The 18893-nt window shown below is 67.6% G+C and carries 19 protein-coding genes; 14 read left to right on the forward strand and 5 right to left on the reverse strand.

Translation table 11 applies throughout. The features are described from left to right. The first annotated feature begins 52 nt into the window (after positions 1–52). From ROP_RS24015 to ROP_RS24080, 14 genes are all read left to right on the forward strand, one after another. Positions 53–841 (forward strand): enoyl-CoA hydratase/isomerase family protein, encoded by a 789-nt coding sequence (locus ROP_RS24015; RefSeq protein WP_015888600.1) that lies wholly within the window; start codon positions 53–55, stop codon positions 839–841. A 37-nt stretch (positions 842–878) separates the two neighbouring features. Then, positions 879–1256: a Zn-ribbon domain-containing OB-fold protein gene (locus ROP_RS24020; RefSeq protein ID WP_015888601.1), complete on the forward strand. Its 378-nt coding sequence runs from the start codon at positions 879–881 to the stop codon at positions 1254–1256. After that, positions 1256–2404 (forward strand): thiolase family protein, encoded by a 1149-nt coding sequence (locus ROP_RS24025; protein ID WP_015888602.1) that lies wholly within the window; start codon positions 1256–1258, stop codon positions 2402–2404. The genes ROP_RS24020 and ROP_RS24025 overlap by 1 nt, the downstream gene beginning before the upstream one ends. A gap of 9 nt (positions 2405–2413) precedes the next feature. Then, a complete protein-coding gene (locus ROP_RS24030) occupies positions 2414–3619 on the forward strand; it encodes an acyl-CoA dehydrogenase family protein (RefSeq protein ID WP_015888603.1) in 1206 nt (401 codons plus the stop codon). After that, positions 3616–4578: a phosphotransferase family protein gene (locus tag ROP_RS24035; RefSeq protein WP_015888604.1), complete on the forward strand. Its 963-nt coding sequence runs from the start codon at positions 3616–3618 to the stop codon at positions 4576–4578. The genes ROP_RS24030 and ROP_RS24035 overlap by 4 nt, the downstream gene beginning before the upstream one ends. A 16-nt stretch (positions 4579–4594) precedes the next feature. Further along, positions 4595–5797, forward strand: a complete 1203-nt coding sequence (locus ROP_RS24040; protein ID WP_015888605.1) for an acyl-CoA dehydrogenase family protein — start codon at positions 4595–4597, stop codon at positions 5795–5797. Continuing rightward, positions 5794–6555: an SDR family NAD(P)-dependent oxidoreductase gene (locus ROP_RS24045; protein WP_015888606.1), complete on the forward strand. Its 762-nt coding sequence runs from the start codon at positions 5794–5796 to the stop codon at positions 6553–6555. The genes ROP_RS24040 and ROP_RS24045 overlap by 4 nt, the downstream gene beginning before the upstream one ends. 36 nt (positions 6556–6591) lie before the next feature. Then, the gene (locus ROP_RS24050) at positions 6592–7353 is read left to right on the forward strand and encodes an SDR family NAD(P)-dependent oxidoreductase (RefSeq protein ID WP_015888607.1); all 762 of its coding nucleotides are present in this window, start codon (positions 6592–6594) and stop codon (positions 7351–7353) included. A gap of 11 nt (positions 7354–7364) precedes the next feature. Then, entirely contained in the window at positions 7365–8411 is a 1047-nt protein-coding gene (locus tag ROP_RS24055) for an NAD(P)-dependent alcohol dehydrogenase (RefSeq protein WP_015888608.1), read from the forward strand. A 72-nt stretch (positions 8412–8483) separates the two neighbouring features. Next, positions 8484–9986, forward strand: a complete 1503-nt coding sequence (locus ROP_RS24060; RefSeq protein WP_015888609.1) for a class I adenylate-forming enzyme family protein — start codon at positions 8484–8486, stop codon at positions 9984–9986. An 83-nt stretch (positions 9987–10069) separates the two neighbouring features. Further along, positions 10070–10678, forward strand: coding sequence for a TetR/AcrR family transcriptional regulator (locus tag ROP_RS24065; RefSeq protein WP_015888610.1), 609 nt, complete (start codon positions 10070–10072; stop codon positions 10676–10678). Positions 10679–10753: 75 nt separating this feature from the next. After that, positions 10754–11089 (forward strand): EthD family reductase, encoded by a 336-nt coding sequence (locus ROP_RS24070; RefSeq protein ID WP_043826773.1) that lies wholly within the window; start codon positions 10754–10756, stop codon positions 11087–11089. Beyond that, positions 11086–12102, forward strand: coding sequence for an MBL fold metallo-hydrolase (locus ROP_RS24075; protein ID WP_015888612.1), 1017 nt, complete (start codon positions 11086–11088; stop codon positions 12100–12102). The genes ROP_RS24070 and ROP_RS24075 overlap by 4 nt, the downstream gene beginning before the upstream one ends. Before the next feature lie 15 nt (positions 12103–12117). Continuing rightward, positions 12118–13149 (forward strand): NADP-dependent oxidoreductase, encoded by a 1032-nt coding sequence (locus ROP_RS24080; protein WP_043826774.1) that lies wholly within the window; start codon positions 12118–12120, stop codon positions 13147–13149. Positions 13150–13230: 81 nt separating this feature from the next. Here ROP_RS24080 and ROP_RS24085 read toward each other — a convergent pair whose 3' ends face one another. The 5 genes from ROP_RS24085 to ROP_RS24105 form a co-directional block, all read right to left on the reverse strand. Continuing rightward, positions 13231–13995, reverse strand: coding sequence for an SDR family NAD(P)-dependent oxidoreductase (locus ROP_RS24085; RefSeq protein WP_015888614.1), 765 nt, complete (start codon positions 13993–13995; stop codon positions 13231–13233). A gap of 46 nt (positions 13996–14041) precedes the next feature. After that, on the reverse strand, positions 14042–15742 hold the full coding sequence (locus tag ROP_RS24090) for an ABC transporter permease (RefSeq protein ID WP_043825243.1): 1701 nt from the start codon (positions 15740–15742) through the stop codon (positions 14042–14044). Further along, a complete protein-coding gene (locus ROP_RS24095; protein WP_015888616.1) occupies positions 15742–16908 on the reverse strand; it encodes an ABC transporter ATP-binding protein in 1167 nt (388 codons plus the stop codon). The genes ROP_RS24090 and ROP_RS24095 overlap by 1 nt, the downstream gene beginning before the upstream one ends. A 96-nt stretch (positions 16909–17004) precedes the next feature. Next, the gene (locus ROP_RS24100; protein WP_015888617.1) at positions 17005–17781 is read right to left on the reverse strand and encodes an SDR family NAD(P)-dependent oxidoreductase; all 777 of its coding nucleotides are present in this window, start codon (positions 17779–17781) and stop codon (positions 17005–17007) included. Beyond that, positions 17778–18815 (reverse strand): ABC transporter substrate-binding protein, encoded by a 1038-nt coding sequence (locus ROP_RS24105; protein ID WP_015888618.1) that lies wholly within the window; start codon positions 18813–18815, stop codon positions 17778–17780. Before ROP_RS24105 ends, ROP_RS24100 begins: the two co-directional genes overlap by 4 nt. Positions 18816–18893 lie beyond the last annotated feature (78 nt).

The raw sequence follows: 18893 nt of genomic DNA on the forward strand, positions 1-18893 counted from the left end.
AGTACAACTGAAGTGAATCCAGTTCAGTTTCATTCCCTGAAAGGACACCGACATGGTGGACACCGACCACATCGTGCTCGAGAAGGACGGCGACGTCGCCCGTGTATGGCTCAACCGCCCGCACAAGAAGAATGCGGTCACCGTCGAACTGCTGCACCGCCTCGACGAGATCATCGTGGAGGTCGACAGCGACCCCAACCTGAAGGTCCTGGTCCTGCGTGGGCGTGAGGGCACGTTCTGCTCGGGGTTCGACCTCGACGAGCTGCGGGAGAAGTACGTCGGCTCCACCACCGCGATGGATGTCGCGGTGCTGTCTGCCCGGGTGTGCGACCGCCTGTACTCGATGAACACCCCGTCCGTCGCGGTACTCGAAGGCTTTGTCACCGCAGGCGGTTTCGAGCTGATGATCTCGTGCGACTTCGCGATCGCCGCCGAGGACGCCCGTATCGGCGACTTCCACATCCGGCGTGCGCTGTTCGGTGGAGCGGGCCCGATCTACCGCCTGCCGCGCATGATCGGCGTGCGCAAGACCAAGGAGCTCATGCTCACCGGCAAGCTCCTCACCGGTAAGGAAGCGGAGGCCTTCGACCTGATCAACGCGTCGGCGCCGGCCGACGATCTGGACAAGCTCCTCGCCGAATTCATCGCACCGATCGTCGACAAGAGCCCGTTCATGATGAAGCTCACCAAGATGTGCATCGACCGCGGTCTCGACGCGGACATCCAGTCGCTCATGGTGATGGAGCACCTCGCCGTCGGCAACGCACTGCAGTCGGAGGACGCGCGAGAAGGCGTGAACGCGTTCCTCGAAAAGCGTGAACCGAAGTGGGTCGGTCGCTGATCCGACCGCGAATACGAATCCCGAGGAGAGGATGAGGATGGGCGAGACACACACCGCGCCGGCGCTCGACGCACGCCGCTGTTCGGACTGCGGCGCGGTCGCGTTCCCGGCCACCCGCGTGTGCTCGAGGTGCGCCGGGACGTCGATGATGCCGTTTCCGGTAAGTGCACGCGGAACGGTCTGGGCGTACACCGTTCAGCGGTTCGCCCCGAAATCCCCACCGTATGTTCCGCCGCCGGACGGGTTCTCGCCGTTCGCCGTCGGTTACGTCGAGCTCCCCGAGGGAATCAGGATTGAAGCCGTGCTCGAATGCCACGACTTCGCCGAGTTGGACGACGGGGCGCCGGTGACCTTGGTCGCCACGGCACCGGTGCCCCGGTTCGCCACCGACGCCTATTCGAAGGAGACCCGCTGATGTCCACCGTGTCGATCATCGGGGCCGGACTCTCGAAATTCGGGCGGCAACCGGACACGACCGGTCGCGGGCTGGCCCTGGACGCGATCGCGTCCGCCGTGGCGGACGCCGGCATCGGGTGGACCGATGTCGAGGTCGCGTTCGGGGGCAGCGACGGTTCCGGGCTCGCCGACACCCTGGTGTCCGAACTCGGACTCACCGGAATCCCGTTCACCAACGTCAAGAACGGGTGCGCGACCGGCGGTAGCGCACTGGTGTCGGCCGTCAACGCCATACGTGCGGGCGCCGCCGACATCGCACTTGCGGTCGGCTTCGACAAACATCCGCGCGGCGCCTTCGATCCCACACCGGAGGATTGGGGTCTGCCCGTCGGGTACGGCGAGGCAGGTCTCATGGTGACCACCCAGTTCTTCGGCATCAAGATCGCGCGGTACATGCGCGAACACGGGATCACCGCACCCACTTTGGCCGCCGTGGCGGAGAAGGCATATCGCAACGGGTCCCTGAACCCGAACGCCTGGCGGCGTGAACCCATGTCCGCTGCGGCGATCGCCGCAGCGGACATGGTCAACGACCCACTGACGCGGTACATGTTCTGCTCGCCCGGCGAGGGCGGTGCGGCCGTGGTCGTGGCGAGTGAGGCCGCGGTCCGGCGCCTCGGCGGACGACCCGTGCAACTGCGGGGGATTGCGGCCGGCACGCGCCGGTTCGGCTCCTTCGAAGTGTTCGGTCCGGCGATTCAGGGCGAGGGAACCCCACCCAGCGTGAGCACGTCCGTCGCAACCGCGGCGTTCGAGCAGGCCGGCCTCGGCCCGTCCGATGTGCACGTGGCGCAGCTCCAGGACACGGAGAGCGGCGCCGAGATCATGCACATGGCCGAATGCGGATTCTGCGAGCACGGCGAACAGGAAAAGCTCATCGCCGCAGGCGAAACGGAGATCGGCGGACGGATCCCGATCAACACCGACGGCGGCTGCATCGCGAACGGGGAACCGATCGGCGCGTCCGGTCTCCGGCAGATCCACGAAATCGTCACGCAGTTGCGCGGGGAGGCCGGTGCCCGCCAGGTCGCCGGACACCCGCGCATCGGATTCACCCACGTCTACGGTGCCCCCGGGATCAGCGCCTGCACCGTCCTGTCAGTCTGAGGAAGAGCCATGAATCAAGCAACGATGCCCGACCTGGACAAGTTCGCGGACGACGCGCGGGCGTGGCTGAGGACCGTCGCCGAACCGCGCACCCAGATCAAATGGGGAGTGGGATCCGACTCGGTCGCGGTCTTCGAGAATTGGACCGCGGAGCAGGAGCGCGAAGAGACCGACCACATCCGCGCGTACGAACAGACGAAGTTCGACGCCGGCTGGGGCTCGATGAACTGGCCGGTCGAATATGGCGGCCGCGGCCTGCCGATGTCCTACGTGCTCGCGTTCCGGCGGGAGGAGAACGCGTTCGACGTCCCCCGCCGCACCGAAATGTTCTCGGTCACCCAGCAACTGGTCGCACCCGCCATCGCGCAGTGGGGAACCCCGGACCAGCGCGAGCGGTACGTGCGGGCGATGCTCCGCACCGACCTCATTGCCTGCCAGCTCTTTTCCGAAACCGAAGCCGGATCCGACCTGGCGGCGGTCCGCACGAGGGCCGTCGAACGCGACGGCCGGTGGACGATCACCGGGCACAAGGTCTGGACGTCCGGTGCCCGGGTCGCCGACGTGGGTGTCGCGGTGTGCCGCACCGACCCGGACGCAGCCAAACACTCGGGTCTCACCGTCTTCCTGATCCCGATGGACGCTCCCGGAGTCACCGTCCGGCCGATCCGCCAGATGACCGGCGGCAGTTCGTTCAACGAGGTGTACCTCGACGGCGTCGAGCTGTCGGACGACTACCGGCTGGGGCCGGTGGGCCAGGGCTGGCCGGTCGCGTTGACCGTGCTGGCGGCCGAGCGCCTCGACGCCGGGAACCTCGGCCTGGCCAACGCGGACCACGCCGTCGAACTCGCCCGGAACCTGGGCCGTGAACTGACGGAGATCGAGCGCGACAAGGTCGCAGACCTCGTGACGCGCAGCTACGTCCAGCGAGTGACCGGAATGCGGGTGGCCGCCGCCGTGGTCGCCGACAAGGACCCGGGCCCGGAGGCATCGGTGGGCAAGCTGCTCGCCACCGACACCATGGCACGTACGTCGGAAGTCGTGCGGCTGCTGCTGGGTCGCGATCTGATCGCCGACTCGGGTGAGTGGGGAACGTTCGCGTGGACCGAGCACGTGCTCGGCGCGCCCGGATACCGCATCGCCGGCGGCACCGACGAGATCCAGCGCAACATCCTCGCCGAGCGCGTGCTCGGCCTGCCGAGGGAGCCCCGCCCGTGACTGCGACGATCACCCTCGACGACCGAGTGGCGCGGCGGCTGCGCGAGCAGAACCCGGGACTGGACGTCGGCCCGCTCGAGCCGTTGCTCGGAGGACATTCCGGGCTGACCTACAAGGTCCGGACCGGGGACGGCGACCTCGTCGTGAAGGCGGTGCCCGAAGGCCAACGTCCCGTCGGGCGGCACGACATGCTGCGCCAGGCCCGGATCATGGACACCCTCCGGACGACAGAGGTTCCCGTTCCCCGCATCGTCGCCGTCGACGAGAGCGGGCCCGCCTGGTTCGCGATGGAGTGCGTCGCCGGGGAATCACTCGAGCCGGTGCTCGACACACCCCCCGTCGAACCGGCGGTCGCGGCCGCGCGGATGCGCCGGGCCGCCGAGGTGCTGCCGCTGCTGCACGCCGTGCCCGTCGACACCATCCCGGCCGCCGGGGATCCGCTGTCGCCCGGCGCGGAACTGGCGCGGTGGCAACGCACCCTGGGCGCCGTTCCCCCCGAACTCGTGGGCGGGGGCGACGAACTGCTCCGTCTCCTCGCCGCCGATCTCCCCGAAGCCCTGCCGCCGACGCTGGTGCACGGCGACTACCGGCTCGGCAACATCCTCGCGCAGGACACGGAGCCGGCCGCACTGATCGACTGGGAGATCTGGAGTCTCGGCGATCCGCGGGTCGAGCTGGGCTGGTTCCTCGTCTTCGCCGACGGCGCGAACTTTCCGGGCGTGGGCCGCGTGGTGCCGGGTCTGCCGTCCGAGGACGAACTGATCGCCCTCTACACCGGGGACGGCCCGGAACTGCGGGACATGAACTGGTTCAACGCACTCGGCCGATTGAAGATGGCGGCCATCATGGGTCACAACCTGCGCCGGCACCGGGAAGGCCGCCACCACGACCCCGATCAGGAACGGCTGCCCGACACCATCTCCCAGCTCATTCGCGGTGGCACCGCGCTACTTGCCTGATCAGAAAGGACGACACGTGGACTTCGAATACTCCGCACGCACCGAGCGACTGCTCGAACAGTTGCGCACCTTCTTGGACGAACACGTCTATCCGGCCGAGGCCGTGTACGACGAGCAGATCAGCTCCAACGACAACCCGCACGAGCAGCCGAAGGTCATGCTGGACCTGCAGGCGAAGGCACGCGAACTCGGATTGTGGAACCTCTTCATGACGCACGGCGAGTGGGGTGCCGGGCTCACCAACCTCGAGTACGCCCCTCTCGCCGAGATTATCGGACGCTCGGTGATCGGCAACGAAGCGATCAATTGCTCGGCACCCGACACCGGCAACATGGAAATCCTCGCCATGTACGGCACCCCGCAGCAGCAGGCACGCTGGCTCCGGCCGCTCCTCGACTGCACGATCAGGTCGGCGTTCGCGATGACGGAGCCGGACGTCGCGAGTTCGGACGCCACCAACATCACCTCGACCATCCGCCGTGAAGGCGACGAGTACGTCCTCAACGGCCGGAAGTGGTACACCTCGGGCATTCTCGACCCCGACTGCAAGCTCGTCATCTTCATGGGCAAGTCCGACCCCGACGCTCCGACGTACCGGCAGCAGAGCATGATCCTGGTGCCCGCGGACGCCCCCGGTATCGAGGTGCTCCGCGATCTGCCCATGTTCGGCTACCACGACCGGCTCGGCCACGGCGAGGTCCAGTTCACGGACGTCCGGGTGCCGGCCGACCACATGCTCGGCGCCGAGGGCGACGGGTTCGCGATCGCGCAGGGCCGGCTCGGGCCGGGACGCATGCACTACGCGATGCGGGCGATCGGCATGGCCGAACGCGCCCTCGAGCTGATGTGCCGACGAGTACTGCAGCGCAACGCATTCGGTGGACCGCTCGCCGACCGTGGTGTGGTACGCGAGTGGATCGCGCGGAGCCGGATGGAGATCGACCAGATCCGGCTGCTGGTCCTGAAGGCGTCGTGGCTGATGGACACCCGCGGCAACGCCGCCGCCCGCTCGGAAGTCGCCGCGATCAAGGTGGCCGCCATGGAGATCGCCCATCGGGTGGTCGACCACGCCGTCCAGGCGCACGGCGCCGCCGGGGTGAGTGACGACACGATCCTGGCCCGGCTGTACGCGATCACCCGGGCACTGCAGATCGCCGACGGCCCGAACGAAGTCCACCTGCGCACGATCGCGCGCCTCGAACTGAAGAAGTACGCATGACCACGACACAGGAGTTGACGGGCAAGGTCGCACTCGTCACGGGGGCCACCCGCGGGCTCGGGTATGCGATCGCGAGTGGGCTGGCCGCCGCCGGGGCCACCGTGATCGTGTCGAGCCGCAAGGAGGACGCGTGCGTCTCCGCGGCCCACGCGATCACCCGGGACACCGGCGGAATCGCCGAACCGCTCGCGCTGCACGTCGGGAAGTGGGACGCGATCGAACTGGCGGTAGACCACATTCTCGCGAAGTTCGGGACGCTCGACGTCGTCGTGAACAACGCCGGAATCGCGCCCCTGTCACCGACACTGGAGTCGGTGTCGGAGTCGCTGTTCGACAAGACGATCGAAGTCAACCTCAAGGGACCGTTCCGGTTGATGGCGGTGGCCGGTGCCAGGATGAGCGCGGCCGGAGGCGGTTCGATCATCAACATTTCGAGCATCGGTGCGCTGCGGCCCAGCCCGCCCGAGGCGATGTATGCGGCGTCGAAGAATGGCCTCAACGCGCTGACGATGGCGTTCGCGCAGGAATACGCACCCACGGTGCGGGTGAACTGCATCATGCCCGGCGGATTCGCGACCGACATGGCGGCGGACTGGGACGACGAGTTCGTCGGGAAGATCGTCGACCGCCTCCCCGCCGGACGGCTGGGGCATCCGGATGAGATCGCCGGCCTCGTCGTGCATCTGGCCGGTGACCGCGCCGGCTACACCACGGGCGCCGTCATCCCGGTCGACGGCGGACGCACCGCCGTCTACTGACGCGCGCGTGCCACGAACACGAGTAGGAGCAACCACATGCACGTACCCGAGCTGTTCCGGCTGAGCGGTCGCGTCGCTGTCGTCACCGGTGCGTCGTCCGGGCTGGGAATGGGATTCGCGCGGACGCTGGCCTCGGCCGGCGCGACGGTCTTCGCGGCCGCCCGCCGGGTCGATCGGCTCGCGGCGCTGGCCGAGGAGGTCGGCACCGTGGTCCCGGTCGAATGCGACATCACCGTCGACGCCGACCGCCGCCGGCTCGTCGACCGCGCCCGCGAGCGGACCGGTCACGTCGACGTCCTGGTCAACAATGCCGGTACGCCCGGACCTCCTAACGCGGAGGACGAAACCGCCGACGGGTTTTCGTCGATTCTCGATGTGAACCTCGCCGCGGGCTTCCACCTCGCCACGTACGCCACGTCGGACGTTCCGGAGGACGCGGCGACCTCGATCATCAACATCTCCTCGGTGATCGGGTTGGTGTCCACCGCCCCCATCGGCGGTGCGAGCTACGCGGCGTCGAAGGCGGGCATCCTCGGTCTGACCCGCGAACTGGCGGGTCAGTGGGGCAGGCGGGGCGTCCGTGTCAACGCCGTCGTGCCCGGATGGTTCGATACCGAAATGACCGACGGACTGTTCAGCAATCAGCGTTCGGCCGACTGGGTGCGCCGCAACACGATGCTCGGCCGCGGCGGCCGGGCGGGCGAAGTGGACGGTGCGGTGCTGTTCCTCGCATCCGACGCGTCCTCGTACGTCACCGGACAGACGCTCGTCGTCGACGGCGGCTGGACGGCCAGGTAGGCGACGCGACGATGACCATCGACACGATGCGCGCCGTGCGCATGACCGTCTGGGGTGAACCCGCGCAGGTCCTGCGCGTGCGCGTTCCCGAACCACAGCGCGCCGAACTGCTGATCGAGGTCCGGGCGGCCGGGCTCTGCCGATCCGACCTGCATGTGATGGACGCACCCGCGGGCGTCTTCGACTACCCGCTGCCGCTCACGCTGGGGCACGAGGTGGCCGGAATCGTCGTCGGCGCGGGCCCCGACGCCGACAGTTCGTGGATCGGCGAGTCCGTGGTGGTCCACGGCGTCTGGTCCTGCGGGGAGTGCCGCAACTGCAGGCGGGGCAGGGAGAACTACTGCCACGCCCTGCGGCCGGGGGCGGACGGTCTGCTCCCGGCCATCGGCAGCGGTCTCGGCTACGACGGCGGTCTGGCCGACGCCATGATCGTCCCCTCGGAGCGGTTCGTGGTGCGCACCCGGGGGCTTGCCCCCGAGAGTGCCGCCCCGCTCGCCGACGCTGCCCTGACGGCGTACCACGCGATCCGCACGAACCGGGAACTCGTCGACAGTCACTCCGTCGCCGTGGTGGTGGGGGTCGGGGGACTGGGCCATCTCGCCGTCCAGATCCTGCGCGCTCTCGGGGCAGGCACCGTGTTCGCCGTCGATCCGCGTGCGGATTCCCGCGCGCTTGCGCTGCGGCTGGGAGCCGACGCGGCATTCGCCGACCTCGCCCGGATCGGTGAGTCGACCGTCGCCGATGTGGTCTTCGACTTCGTCGGCTCGCCGGCCACGATGGACCCGGCTGCGCAGTTGCTCGGTCCCGGCGGCCGTCTGGTCGCGGTGGGCAGCGGCGGAGGCCGGCTCACGGTCGGCAAGAACCTCGGACTACCCAACGGCTGGCAGGTCAGCGCCCCGTTCTGGGGAACGCGCACGGATCTCGAGGCGGTGGTCGACCTCGCGCATCGAGGGCAGTTGAGCGTCGAGTCGGCCGCATACCGATTGGACGACGCCCTCGACGTCTACGACCGCCTGCGCCGCGGAGCGATCACCGGGCGCGCCGTCCTCGTGCCGTGACCGGCGAAGCGGCGCGTTGCTGCACATGATGACCGAGAATGACAATGGTTCGGTAAACAGGAGGTCTGCGGGATGTGGGAGTTGGCTCGCGAATTCGTTGCTCGCGCACAGAGTTCGCCGGATGAGATCGTGGTCGTCGACGCGTCGGGCGAGCACACCGCCTCGCGCATCGTCGCGGCGGCGACCGAACTCGCCGCATTGCTGGACACCGGACCCGGCGGATCGCCCACCGTGCTCGTCCAGGCGGACAACACTTGGCGGACATTGGCCGCGGCGCTCGCGGTGGGTCTGCGGGGCGGCGTCGTCGCAGTGTTCAGCAGGCACGCGACGCCGTCGGAGTTCGCCGTGGCGCTGCACGACATCGCACCGGACGTGGTGATCGCCGATCGGGAGTCGCTGGCGCACTGGGGCGCCTCGGACGATCACTTCTCCGAAGAGGAGACCGCGCTGGGCGGCTGGTCGATGCGCTGGTCGCGATCACCGGTCAGTGATGTCGCGCGATGGAACGGCGGGATCGCGATCGCGATGACGTCCGGGTCGACGGGACACCCCAAGTGCGTCGTGCAGTCGGAACCCGCGATCCGGTACGCCTGCCGGTGCACGATCGACGCGGTCGGTCTCGAACCCGGAGATCCGGTCGCCGCGTTCGTTCCGCTCTCGTCGGTGGCCGCATTCTGCTTCGGGCTCTATCTCCCGGCGATGCTGGCCGCGCCGATGGTCTGTATGGACGGCTGGAAGCCCGTCGCCGCCCTCGAGGTGGTGAGGAAACACCAGGTTGCGTGGACGATGCTCGTCCCGACCATGGCGCTGCAACTGGCGGTCGCGCCGGACGCGGCGGGGGCACTGGCCTCGCTGCGAGCGATGACCGTCGGCGGCGGCCCGATGGACGCCGGCGCGCTCGGTCGCGCCGAACAGACCCTCGGGACGACGTTCCTGCGGGTGTTCGGCATGTCCGAATGCCTCGGGCACACCACCCCGCTGCCCTCGGACGAGCCGGCCGTGCGCCTGGGGCGGGACGGCCGTCCCTTCCCCGGGACCGTCGTCCGAGCGGTCGACGAGCACGGCGCTCCACTGCCGCCGGGGCGGGTCGGCGATGCCCAGGTCAGCGGACCCTCCCTCTTCGTCGGCTATGCCCGGGCCGGGGTCCCCGCACCGCCCGAACTCACCGCGGACGGGTTCCTTCCCACCGGCGACCTCGTCGAAGTCGCGGAGGACGGGAGCATCCGGGTCATGGGGCGGCAGAAGCAGATCATCATTCGCGGGGGCCGCAATATCGACATCAACGAGGTCGAGGCGGCCATTGCGCGCATCCCGACCGTGTCCCAGGTGTGTGTGGTCCCGGTGCCGGACGAACTGCTCGGTGAACGCGCCGCGGCCCTGGTCGTGAGCACGGGTGCACCGATCACCCTCGCCGACGTGACCGCGCACCTCGGGGACGACGAGTTCCCGAAGTTCAAGTGGCCTGAGTTCGTCTTCACGATCGACGATCTGCCGCAGAACCGGGTCGGGAAACTGTCTCGACCGGATGCGGTGAGCCTCGCAACACGCCTGCTCGCCGGTGCCGAGAGCTCCTGATCTCGACCCGACCCGACCTCAGTTCAGGTACTCTTACCGGTACCGACCCGACAACAGATGGGGATCCCGTGTCCGTAGAAGCCATGACGCTCCGCGACGGTCCGCGTTCCAAGCGCGGGCTCATCCTCACGGCCGCGATCGAACGCTTCGGGGAAGTGGGCTTCGAGCACACGAAGTGGGCGTCGATCGCCGACGAGGTCGGTATCGGCCAGACGGCGCTGTATCACTATTTCGAGTCCAAGGCGCACTGCCTGCTGACCATCATGCGCCTGGAGTTGGCGGAGTCGCTCGAACGCTTCACGGCCGCCATCGACGGCGTCGACGACCCGGTGGAGGCGCTCGGTGCCGCGGTCACCAGCGCCCTGGAGGCGACGCCCCGGGACGCACTGCAGCGACGCATCCTCCACAGTCACATGGATCTGCTCGCCACCCCCCGGCAGTCCGAGAAGGAAGAAGCCGAGCGTCAGACCTCACGTGCGCTGGTGAATTCGATCGAGGAGGCGTGGTCCCTCCTCATCGCCCGGGGGATGGGAGCCGGAGTATTCGCCGACGCCGATCCGCGGTTGATGGCACGGCTGGTCCTCGGGCTGCTCGTCAGTGTGTGGCGGTGGTACCGCCCCGGCGGCGACATGAGTCTCGACCAGCTCAACCAGTACGTTCGCGACGCCACTCTGCGTATCGTCGGCGCATAAAAGCGTTACGTTCGCGGGGCGGCTTTCGCACACCCTCAGTAAGTGAACTTAATTCATGTCAGTTATGGAGTGAAGATGTACAACTTGATCGTCCTGGCCGCCCGCCCCCACGACTGGAGCCACGAGCAGTTCATCGAGTGGTGGCGCGGTGAGCACGCCGACGTCACCTATCCGCTTCCCGGCCTGCGGCGATGGCAGCACACGGAGGTGCTCGACGCGATGGACGACCGGTCCCGGGAATGGGATGGCGTGTCGATCCTGAGCTTCGACTCCCGCGAGGACCTCGACGCCGCGCTCGCCAGCCCGCAATGGCAAGCGGCAGTGGACAACGTCGGCCAGATGCGCGGAAAACGCATCCTCGTCATGGGCGAGGAGAAGACGATGGTCGAAGTGGGCAGCGGCGAATCATGAGGGCAGGGTGGATGGAGCCGGGCTGCTACGAGGTGGCGCCCGGTGTCCATCGCATTCCCCTCCGCATGCCGGGCGACGGTCTCGGAGCCGTGAACGTCTACGCCCTCGAGACTCCCGACGGCCTGGCCCTCGTCGACGGCGGCTGGCGAGTCGACACCACCTTCGCGGAGATGGAGCGCGCACTGCGCCGGATCGGGCGCAGTACCACGCAGATTCACGACATCTACGTCACCCACGTGCATCGCGATCACTACACGTTCGCCGTCGAACTCCGCCGCCGTCACGGCGCCCGCGTCCACCTCGGTGTCGCCGAGGCCGACGGGCTGGCGGCGGTCAGTGCGCTCGGCAGCAACGTGCCCACGGATTCGCTCCACGAACTCCGCCGCGCCGGGGCCCCCGTCCTCGCGGACGCTGTCGAGGCTCTGACCGCCGCGGAACCTTTCCACCCCTCGGACTGGGAAAAGCCTGACCACTGGCTCGCCGCGGGTTCGCTCCGGATCGGGGAGCATGCCGTGGACGTCGTGCACACACCCGGCCACACCAAGGGGCACATGGTGTTTCACGACACGCAGAACGGCCTGCTGTTCAGCGGTGACCACGTCCTGCCCTCGATCACGCCGTCGATCGGCTTCGAACTCGGCGAGTGGGACCTGCCCCTGGGGCGCTACCTCGACTCGCTGTCCCGACTGCTCGACCGTCCCGATTCGCAGCTCCTGCCGGCGCACGGAGATCCGACGCCGACCGTGCACAGTCGAGTAGAAGAGCTTCTCGCGCACCATGACCGGCGATTCGATGCCATGCGCAACGCGCTGATCTCGCTCGGACAGGGGACCGCAACTGCCGTGGCGCACACGGTGACGTGGACTCGCCGCGGCAGGCCGTTCACCACGCTCGACCCGTTCAACCAAATGATCGCCACGTGTGAGACCCTCGCGCACCTCGACACCCTGGTCGACCGCGGCCGGCTCACCGTCCGAAGACGAGACGGCCACGACGTCTTCTCCGTGGTCTGAGTGGAAAGGATTCCCGTGCAGAGTCGTGAGCTGAAACTGGCGCGTCATCCCCGGGGAAAGGTTCGGCCGGACGACCTCTCTCTCGACGTCGTGACCGTTCCGGAAGACCTGGGGCCCGGCGACATCCTCGTGCGCAACTCCTGGCTGTCGATCGACCCGTCCGTCCGGATGCGTCTCGGGCCCACCGGACCCGCCGGCTACCTACCGCCGTTCCGCATCGGGGACACGCTGGCGGGGTTGGCCGTCGGTGAGGTGATCCGATCCCGCGACGACGGTTTCGAACCGGGCGACACGGTGCTGCACATCAACGGCTTTCGCGAGTTCGCTGTGATCCGGGAGGACGGTGACACCCTGGCCGGGGCAGGCGGCGTGACGAAACTGGACACGAGCGAGCACCCTCCGCAGGCGTATCTCGGCGCGCTGGGCAGTTCCGGGCTCACCGCCTATGTGGGCTTGCAGTGTATCGGTGAACTCACGGGCGGAGATATCGTCTGGGTCTCGTCGGCGGCGGGAGCGGTCGGCAGCCTCGCTGCGCAGATTGCCCGGCTCAGAGGCCATTACGTGGTCGGCAGTACCGGATCCGCCGAGAAGGTCCGGTTCCTGTCGGAGGAACTGCGTCTCGACGCCGCGTTCGATTACCACACCCCGGACCTCGCCGACGCACTCGCCGGCGCAGCGCCGGACGGCATCGATCTGTACTTCGACAACGTCGGCGGAATGCATCTCCAGGCCGCCCTGTCCCACCTTCGGCGTGGAGGCCGGGTTGCCATGGCGGGCGCCGTCGCCTCCTATGACGGGGAGACGGCGAATGCAGGTCCGAACAACCTCTTTCAGATCGTGGCCAAGAACCTCACGGTGAAGGGGTTCCGGGCCGGTGCGTACGACCATCTGCTCGGCGACATGCGGGCCGAGGTCGGGAGCTACCTCCGCGACGGCCGGCTCGTGGCCACGGAAACTGTGTTCGACGGTCTCGAGTCGGCGCCGGACGCCATCGTCGCGATGCTGGGAGGACGCACCGTGGGAAAGACGCTGTGCCGTCTGGGATGACGCCGCCCTCCGGCACGGAAACCCGTCCGGCACAGAAACATGGCCTCCGCGTTGCGCGGAGGCCATGTTCGTGTGCGCGGCTCAGGCCGCGGTCCACCCACCGTCGGCGTAGATCTCCGAACCGGTGACGAAGCCGGAATCGTCGCCGGCGAGGAAGGCGACCGCGGCCGCGATCTCCTCACCGCGCCCGAGCCGTCCCATCGGCGTCCCGGCGAGCATCTCGCGATGGCGCTCGCTCCCTTCCCAGCGCTCGAGCAACGGGGCCGTGCCGATGAAGCCCGGGTGCAGCGAATTGACCCGCACGCCCGCTTTCGCCCAGTGCAGGGCGGCGTTCTTGGTCATCGTGCGGACGGCACCTTTCGCGGCCGCGTAGGCGACGCTGTTTCCCAGACCGCCCACGGTGCCCAGAATCGAGCACATGTTCACGATCGATCCGCCGCCGCTGCGCTCGATCAGGGGGCCGCCATGTTTCATGCCCAGCCACGTGCCGGTCTGGCCGATCCCGATCACACGGTCCCAGTGGGCACGGGTTTCGTCCTCGGCCGTGGCGACGCTGCCGATGGCGGCGTTGTTGACCAGGGCGTGGAGTGCGCCGAAACCCGACTCGGTTGCGGCGACGACCGCCTCCCACTGTTCCTCCGAGGAGACGTCCAGGGCATGTGCGGCATGTCGCTCCGGTCGGGCGAGGGTTCGCAGGAGGTCGTGGCAGGCGGATTGGTCGAGATCGGTCGCGACGACGTGAGCGCCCTCGTCGGCGAGTCTGCGGACTATCTCGACGCCGATTCCACCGGTCGCACCCGTCACCAGGACGACCTTGTCCCGAAGTCGGTCAGGGCCGACACTCATCGTGACTCCTTGTCATTCGTTTTCGATCTGGCAGGGCTTCGCGGCATCACAGATTGCTCAACACGTTCCGGCCGCCGACCAGCATCGCGATGACGACACCGATGCTGGTCACCGCCGTCATGAGCAGCGCCATCGCCGCCACCAGCGGGTAGGAACCGTTCTCCCACAGGTCGAACAGCAGCGTACCCATCACCTGTGTCGTGGCGGCCCGCACGAGCAGCGAGGCGGCGAATTCGTGGGTCAGCAGGATGAACATCAGGGCGACGGCACTGAGCACGGTCGGTCGCATCAAAGGCAGGATCACCCGGATGTTGGTGACGAACGGGCTCGCACCACTGGTCGCCGACGCCTCGGCGTACGTCTCCCCGAGGGAGAGCATCGCCGTCATCTGCATTCGGGTGGAGAACGGCACCATGAGCACGACGTACACGAGGATGATGACCGCTTTGGTGCCGTACAGGATCAGCGGAGGCTGGGTGTAGGTCAGCAGGAACCCGACGCCGAAGATCACCGCGGGAATGCCCAGGGGCAGAGCGGTGATGACGTCACCGATGGTCCCGAGGACCCGGTGTCGCCGACCGCGCACGAGCAGCGTGGCGGTGAGGTAGCCGATCGGCACGCAGATCACGACCGCGACGACGGAGGTGAGAAGGCTGGTGGACACCGAGTCGACGATGCTCGCCGTCTGGAACAGTGCCCGGAAGTTGTCGAGCGTGAACAGATTCCAGGACAGTGTTTCCGACCAGTACGGAGACAGGGCCACGATAGCGAGCCCGATCAACGGAACGACGAGCGCGAGAAACGCATAGACGGAGATCAACGTGGCGGCCCAGACCGAGCGCCCGGTGTTCGGTGCGAACGCCTTCCCCCCGTGCGTGACGAAACGCTTCTGATTGCCGAGCAGCATCTTCTGCGCGAGCACGACGACGATTCCGAAGATGACGAGCGGTGAACCCGCCGCCGCCGCGGCCGCGAAATCCGCCGGCGACTCCGACACACGGCGATACATTTCGGTGGTGAGCACCTTCACGCCGGTGTTCTGCCCCAGCAGGAGCGGTCCGGTGAACTGGCCCAATCCGAGAAGTAGCGCGATTCCGCCGCCGTACACCAGGGAGGGGCGAAGCAGGGGGAGAACCACGCGGAAGAACACCCCGAGCGTCGACGAACCGCTGATCTGCGCTGCCTCGAGGTGCTCGGAACTGATGTTCTGCATTCCCGCGCTGACGAAGAGGTAGACGAACGAGGTGAGTCCGAAACCGGTCAGAATGATGATCCACGGCGTGCTGTAGACATCGATCGGTCCGGAGTCCACGGTGCTCCACCAGGGGAGATTCCGCAGGAGTGCGTTGAGGTATCCGGGACCCGGAGAGAGAAGGAACGCCCAGCCGACGACATTGGCGACCGCGGGCATCACGATGGGCAGGATGGGGACGATCCGGAGGAAACTCAGCCGGCGGGGCAGCCTGGTGGCGGCGAACGCGAGTACCGTCCCCAGCACCATTGCGATGGCGAGGGACGTGACGGCGAGGGCGATGGTCGTCCGGATGGTCTGCGCGATGTCGTATCGCCCGTACTGGGCCTGATACCCGCGCGCGCCGTCCTCGAACGCCAGCGACTGCAGCCGGAAGAGCGGGAGCACGATGAGGTAGGCGAGGACCGCCATCAGCGCGCCGTACCCGATCCGGGTTCGCCACACCGCACTGACGACGAGCGGATGCACGCCGCGGTTCAGGGCAACCGTAGCCATCACGCCTCCGATCGAGCAGTGGCGGTGGCGAGCTCGGGAACCTGCAGATCGACGTGCCCGTCGGGGTGCGGGAACACCCGCAGTGCGCTGGGGGAGAAGCTGACCACCAGCGAGGCTCCCGAGGCGGCGCCACGCAACCAGGTTCCGTGCCGGCAGGCATCCGCACGGAGGTACAACCGCTCACCACCGGCGTCGACCGTCACGTCGAAATAGCGGCCCCCGTACTCCGAGGTGACGAGTTCGCCGGTGAGACCGACGTCGCCCGGGGCGACCTCGTCGAGTGAACGATGAAGTGCGAGGTCGTCGGGACGCATTCTGCCCAGTGCCGCGTCGCCGTCGACGTGCCCGCCACGGATGACGGCGGCACCGAGGTCGACCGGAGTGCCCGCTCGCGTCGTCCACCCCTCGTGTCGCCGAACGAGTTCGAGTCGATTCGCCATGCCGATGAAGGCGGCGACGTAGTCGGACGACGGGGCCTCGTACACCCGCTCAGGGGTGTCGTACTGCTCGATCTTGCCCGCCTTCATGATGGCGAGCCGGTCGCCGAGCGCGAACGCCTCCGCCTGATCATGGGTGACGAATACGGCGGTGAAGCCCAGACGTTGGTGGAGTTGATGAATCTGGGAGCGGACCTGATCGCGCAGTCGTGCATCGAGATTGCTCAGCGGTTCGTCGAACAGCACCAGATCGGGTTGCGCGGCCAGACCGCGAGCCACCGCCACACGCTGCTGCTGCCCGCCGCTGAGCTGGGAGGGGTAGCGGTCGAGCAGGGCTCCACAGTCCACCATCCCCGCTGCGGTCTCGACCTGGCCGGCGGCGATGGCGCTCTTCATCCGCCGCACCTTCAGCGGGTATCGGATGTTCTCGCGCACCGTCATGTTGGGCCACAACGCGTAGGACTGGAAGACCATGCCGATGTTGCGCTTGTAGGCCGGAACATTGATCCGGGCCGACGCGTCGAAGACGGTGTGGTCCTTGAAGGTGATCGACCCGCCCTCGGGAGTCTCGAGACCGGCGATACAGCGGAGTGTGGTCGTTTTCCCGCAACCGCTGGGGCCGAGCAGGACGAGGAATTCACCGTCCTCGATGTCGAGGTCGAGTTGGTCGACGATGGTGTTGGACCCGAAGGTCTTGGTCAGGTTGGAAACCCGGAATTGCGATGTCACCTGGCACCTGCCTGGTTGCGAATGGGTGGTCGGAAATAAAGTGAATTCAGTTCATGTCACGATAGCTGTGGTGTCGATGACCGGCAAGGGTCCCGGTCACGGTGACGAGCGCTTCGGAGTCCGGGCGCCCGCGGAAGTTCCACCGTCGATCATGAGATCGGTGCCGGTGACGTAGCTGCTGTCGTCGCTCGCGAGGAAGAGGATCGCCTTCGCCACCTCGAGTGGCAGGCCGCGTCGTTGCAACGGAATGCTTTTCACGTAGGCGTCCATGTCGTCGTTCGCGAAATCGGCGCCTGCGGTGATCGCCGTGTCGATGCTGCCCGGGCAGACCGCGTTGACCCGGATGTTCGATTCGGCGAACTCCAGCGCCGCAACCCGGGTCAGTGCACGAACGCCGAACTTGGACGCGCCGTACGCGCCGAGTTCGGCGGTGGCGAGGACCCCGCGCAGCGAAGACAGGTTGACGACCGATCCGCCGGTGGTCATCGCGGCGCCCGCCGCCTGCAGTCCGAGGAACGTGCCCACCAGATTGAGGTCGATCATGCGCCGCAACTCGGCGAGCGAGGTCTGCATGATCGACGCTTTGGACGCGGCGCCCGCGGAGTTGACGAGAATGCTCATCGGATGGTCGCGATCGGCCATCTCGGTGGTCGCCCGCGTCCACTGGGCCTCGTCGGTGACGTCCAGGTGTAGATAGTGCGCTCCCGCACCGAGTTTCGCCGCGACACTCGTGCCCGTCTCGTCGTCGACATCACACAGGTACACCGTCGCCCCGTGGGCGTGGAAGAGTTCCGCTGTCGCGGCGCCGATCCCTCGTGCCGCACCGGTGACGAGAGCACACTTGTCACGCAGTCGCGCGTCGTGCGTCGTCACTGGATGAATCGCTTTTCCCAGTCGGACTGGTATTCGGTGAGCGATTCGGGGGTCAGATCGGACGGGTTGGGCAGGGTGATGTCCTGGGCGCGTGCGACGGCACCCTCGATGCCGGGGAGGGCGCTCGCGTAGCCGAGCGACAACGCCTTCTGGCCGGCCGGGGTCACCATGAAATTCGCCAGCACCTGAGCCGCGTTCGGGTGCGGCGCCGCGGAGAGGGCGTGCGTGAACCAGGGCGTTCCCCAGGGCGGCGAGGGCAGCGCCCAGTCGACCGGTGCGCCGGATTCCTTCTCGCGCACCAGGGGCTGCACCACCGGGGTGGCGACGATCTCACCGGAGGTCAGGGCCTGAGCCACGCCCAGCGCGCTCGGGTAGATGCGCGGTTCCAGGTCGGCGAGCTTCTGTAGATAGTCGGCGCCGAAGTTCTTCTCGAAGAATCGGTAGAAGTCGACGTAGGAGGCAATGCCCGACGGGTTGACGATGCCGATCTTGCCCTTCAGCGCGGGATCGAGAAGGTCTGCCGGCTTCTGCAGACCGCCGGGAAGCGCTGTCGTGTTCCATCCGAGGGAGAACACCGCCGCACTCGTCAGGAAGAACTTGTCGGAAACGATGCTCTTCTGTGGTTCGTACTCCGGCGCATCGAAAGCCGGTCCGAGGAGATTCGTCGAGTAGGTTCCCGACTCCGCGGCCGTCTCGATCCAGGCAGCGTCGGTAAGCATGTGGACGTCGGCCGTGCCGCGTTTCGTCTGATTCTCGACCTCGACCTTCGGGTTGATGTCGGCGTCGGTTCCGCGAACGTACTCGAGCGAGATCTCGGGGTACTCCTGCTGGAATGCGACTTTGAGCGCCTCGAGATTGGCTGGGTTCTGGCTCGAGTACAGCAGCACGCTGCCTTCGCCCTTGGCGGCCGCGACGACGTCGTCCCATGTGCCCGACACGGGCTGGTTGACGCCGGAACCGCCGGAACCGCACGCGGCGGAGGCGAACGCGGCGACCACCGCGACGGACATCAGCTTGATCGGCACTCTTCTCATGGCAGGAATGTCCTTCCGGAATCGGTTCGGCGAGTGCGAACCTGGGGTGTTCGGTGACGGATCGGGGAGTGGAACGGG

The sequence above is a fragment of the Rhodococcus opacus B4 genome (genome assembly GCF_000010805.1).
In the GTDB taxonomy this organism is placed as follows: Bacteria; Actinomycetota; Actinomycetes; order Mycobacteriales; family Mycobacteriaceae; genus Rhodococcus_F; species Rhodococcus_F opacus_C.

Bases quoted from the DNA above. Each gene is read 5' to 3' on its own strand.
- ROP_RS24015 (WP_015888600.1), top strand. From the start codon at position 53: ATGGTGGACACCGACCACATCGTGCTCGAGAAGGACGGCGACGTCGCC.
- ROP_RS24020 (WP_015888601.1), top strand. From the start codon at position 879: ATGGGCGAGACACACACCGCGCCGGCGCTCGACGCACGCCGCTGTTCG.
- ROP_RS24025 (WP_015888602.1), top strand. From the start codon at position 1,256: ATGTCCACCGTGTCGATCATCGGGGCCGGACTCTCGAAATTCGGGCGG.
- ROP_RS24030 (WP_015888603.1), top strand. From the start codon at position 2,414: ATGAATCAAGCAACGATGCCCGACCTGGACAAGTTCGCGGACGACGCG.
- ROP_RS24045 (WP_015888606.1), top strand. From the start codon at position 5,794: ATGACCACGACACAGGAGTTGACGGGCAAGGTCGCACTCGTCACGGGG.
- ROP_RS24050 (WP_015888607.1), top strand. From the start codon at position 6,592: ATGCACGTACCCGAGCTGTTCCGGCTGAGCGGTCGCGTCGCTGTCGTC.
- ROP_RS24055 (WP_015888608.1), top strand. From the start codon at position 7,365: ATGACCATCGACACGATGCGCGCCGTGCGCATGACCGTCTGGGGTGAA.
- ROP_RS24060 (WP_015888609.1), top strand. From the start codon at position 8,484: ATGTGGGAGTTGGCTCGCGAATTCGTTGCTCGCGCACAGAGTTCGCCG.
- ROP_RS24065 (WP_015888610.1), top strand. From the start codon at position 10,070: ATGACGCTCCGCGACGGTCCGCGTTCCAAGCGCGGGCTCATCCTCACG.
- ROP_RS24070 (WP_043826773.1), top strand. From the start codon at position 10,754: ATGTACAACTTGATCGTCCTGGCCGCCCGCCCCCACGACTGGAGCCAC.
- ROP_RS24075 (WP_015888612.1), top strand. From the start codon at position 11,086: ATGAGGGCAGGGTGGATGGAGCCGGGCTGCTACGAGGTGGCGCCCGGT.
- ROP_RS24085 (WP_015888614.1), bottom strand. From the start codon at position 13,995: ATGAGTGTCGGCCCTGACCGACTTCGGGACAAGGTCGTCCTGGTGACG.
- ROP_RS24090 (WP_043825243.1), bottom strand. From the start codon at position 15,742: ATGGCTACGGTTGCCCTGAACCGCGGCGTGCATCCGCTCGTCGTCAGT.
- ROP_RS24105 (WP_015888618.1), bottom strand. From the start codon at position 18,815: ATGAGAAGAGTGCCGATCAAGCTGATGTCCGTCGCGGTGGTCGCCGCG.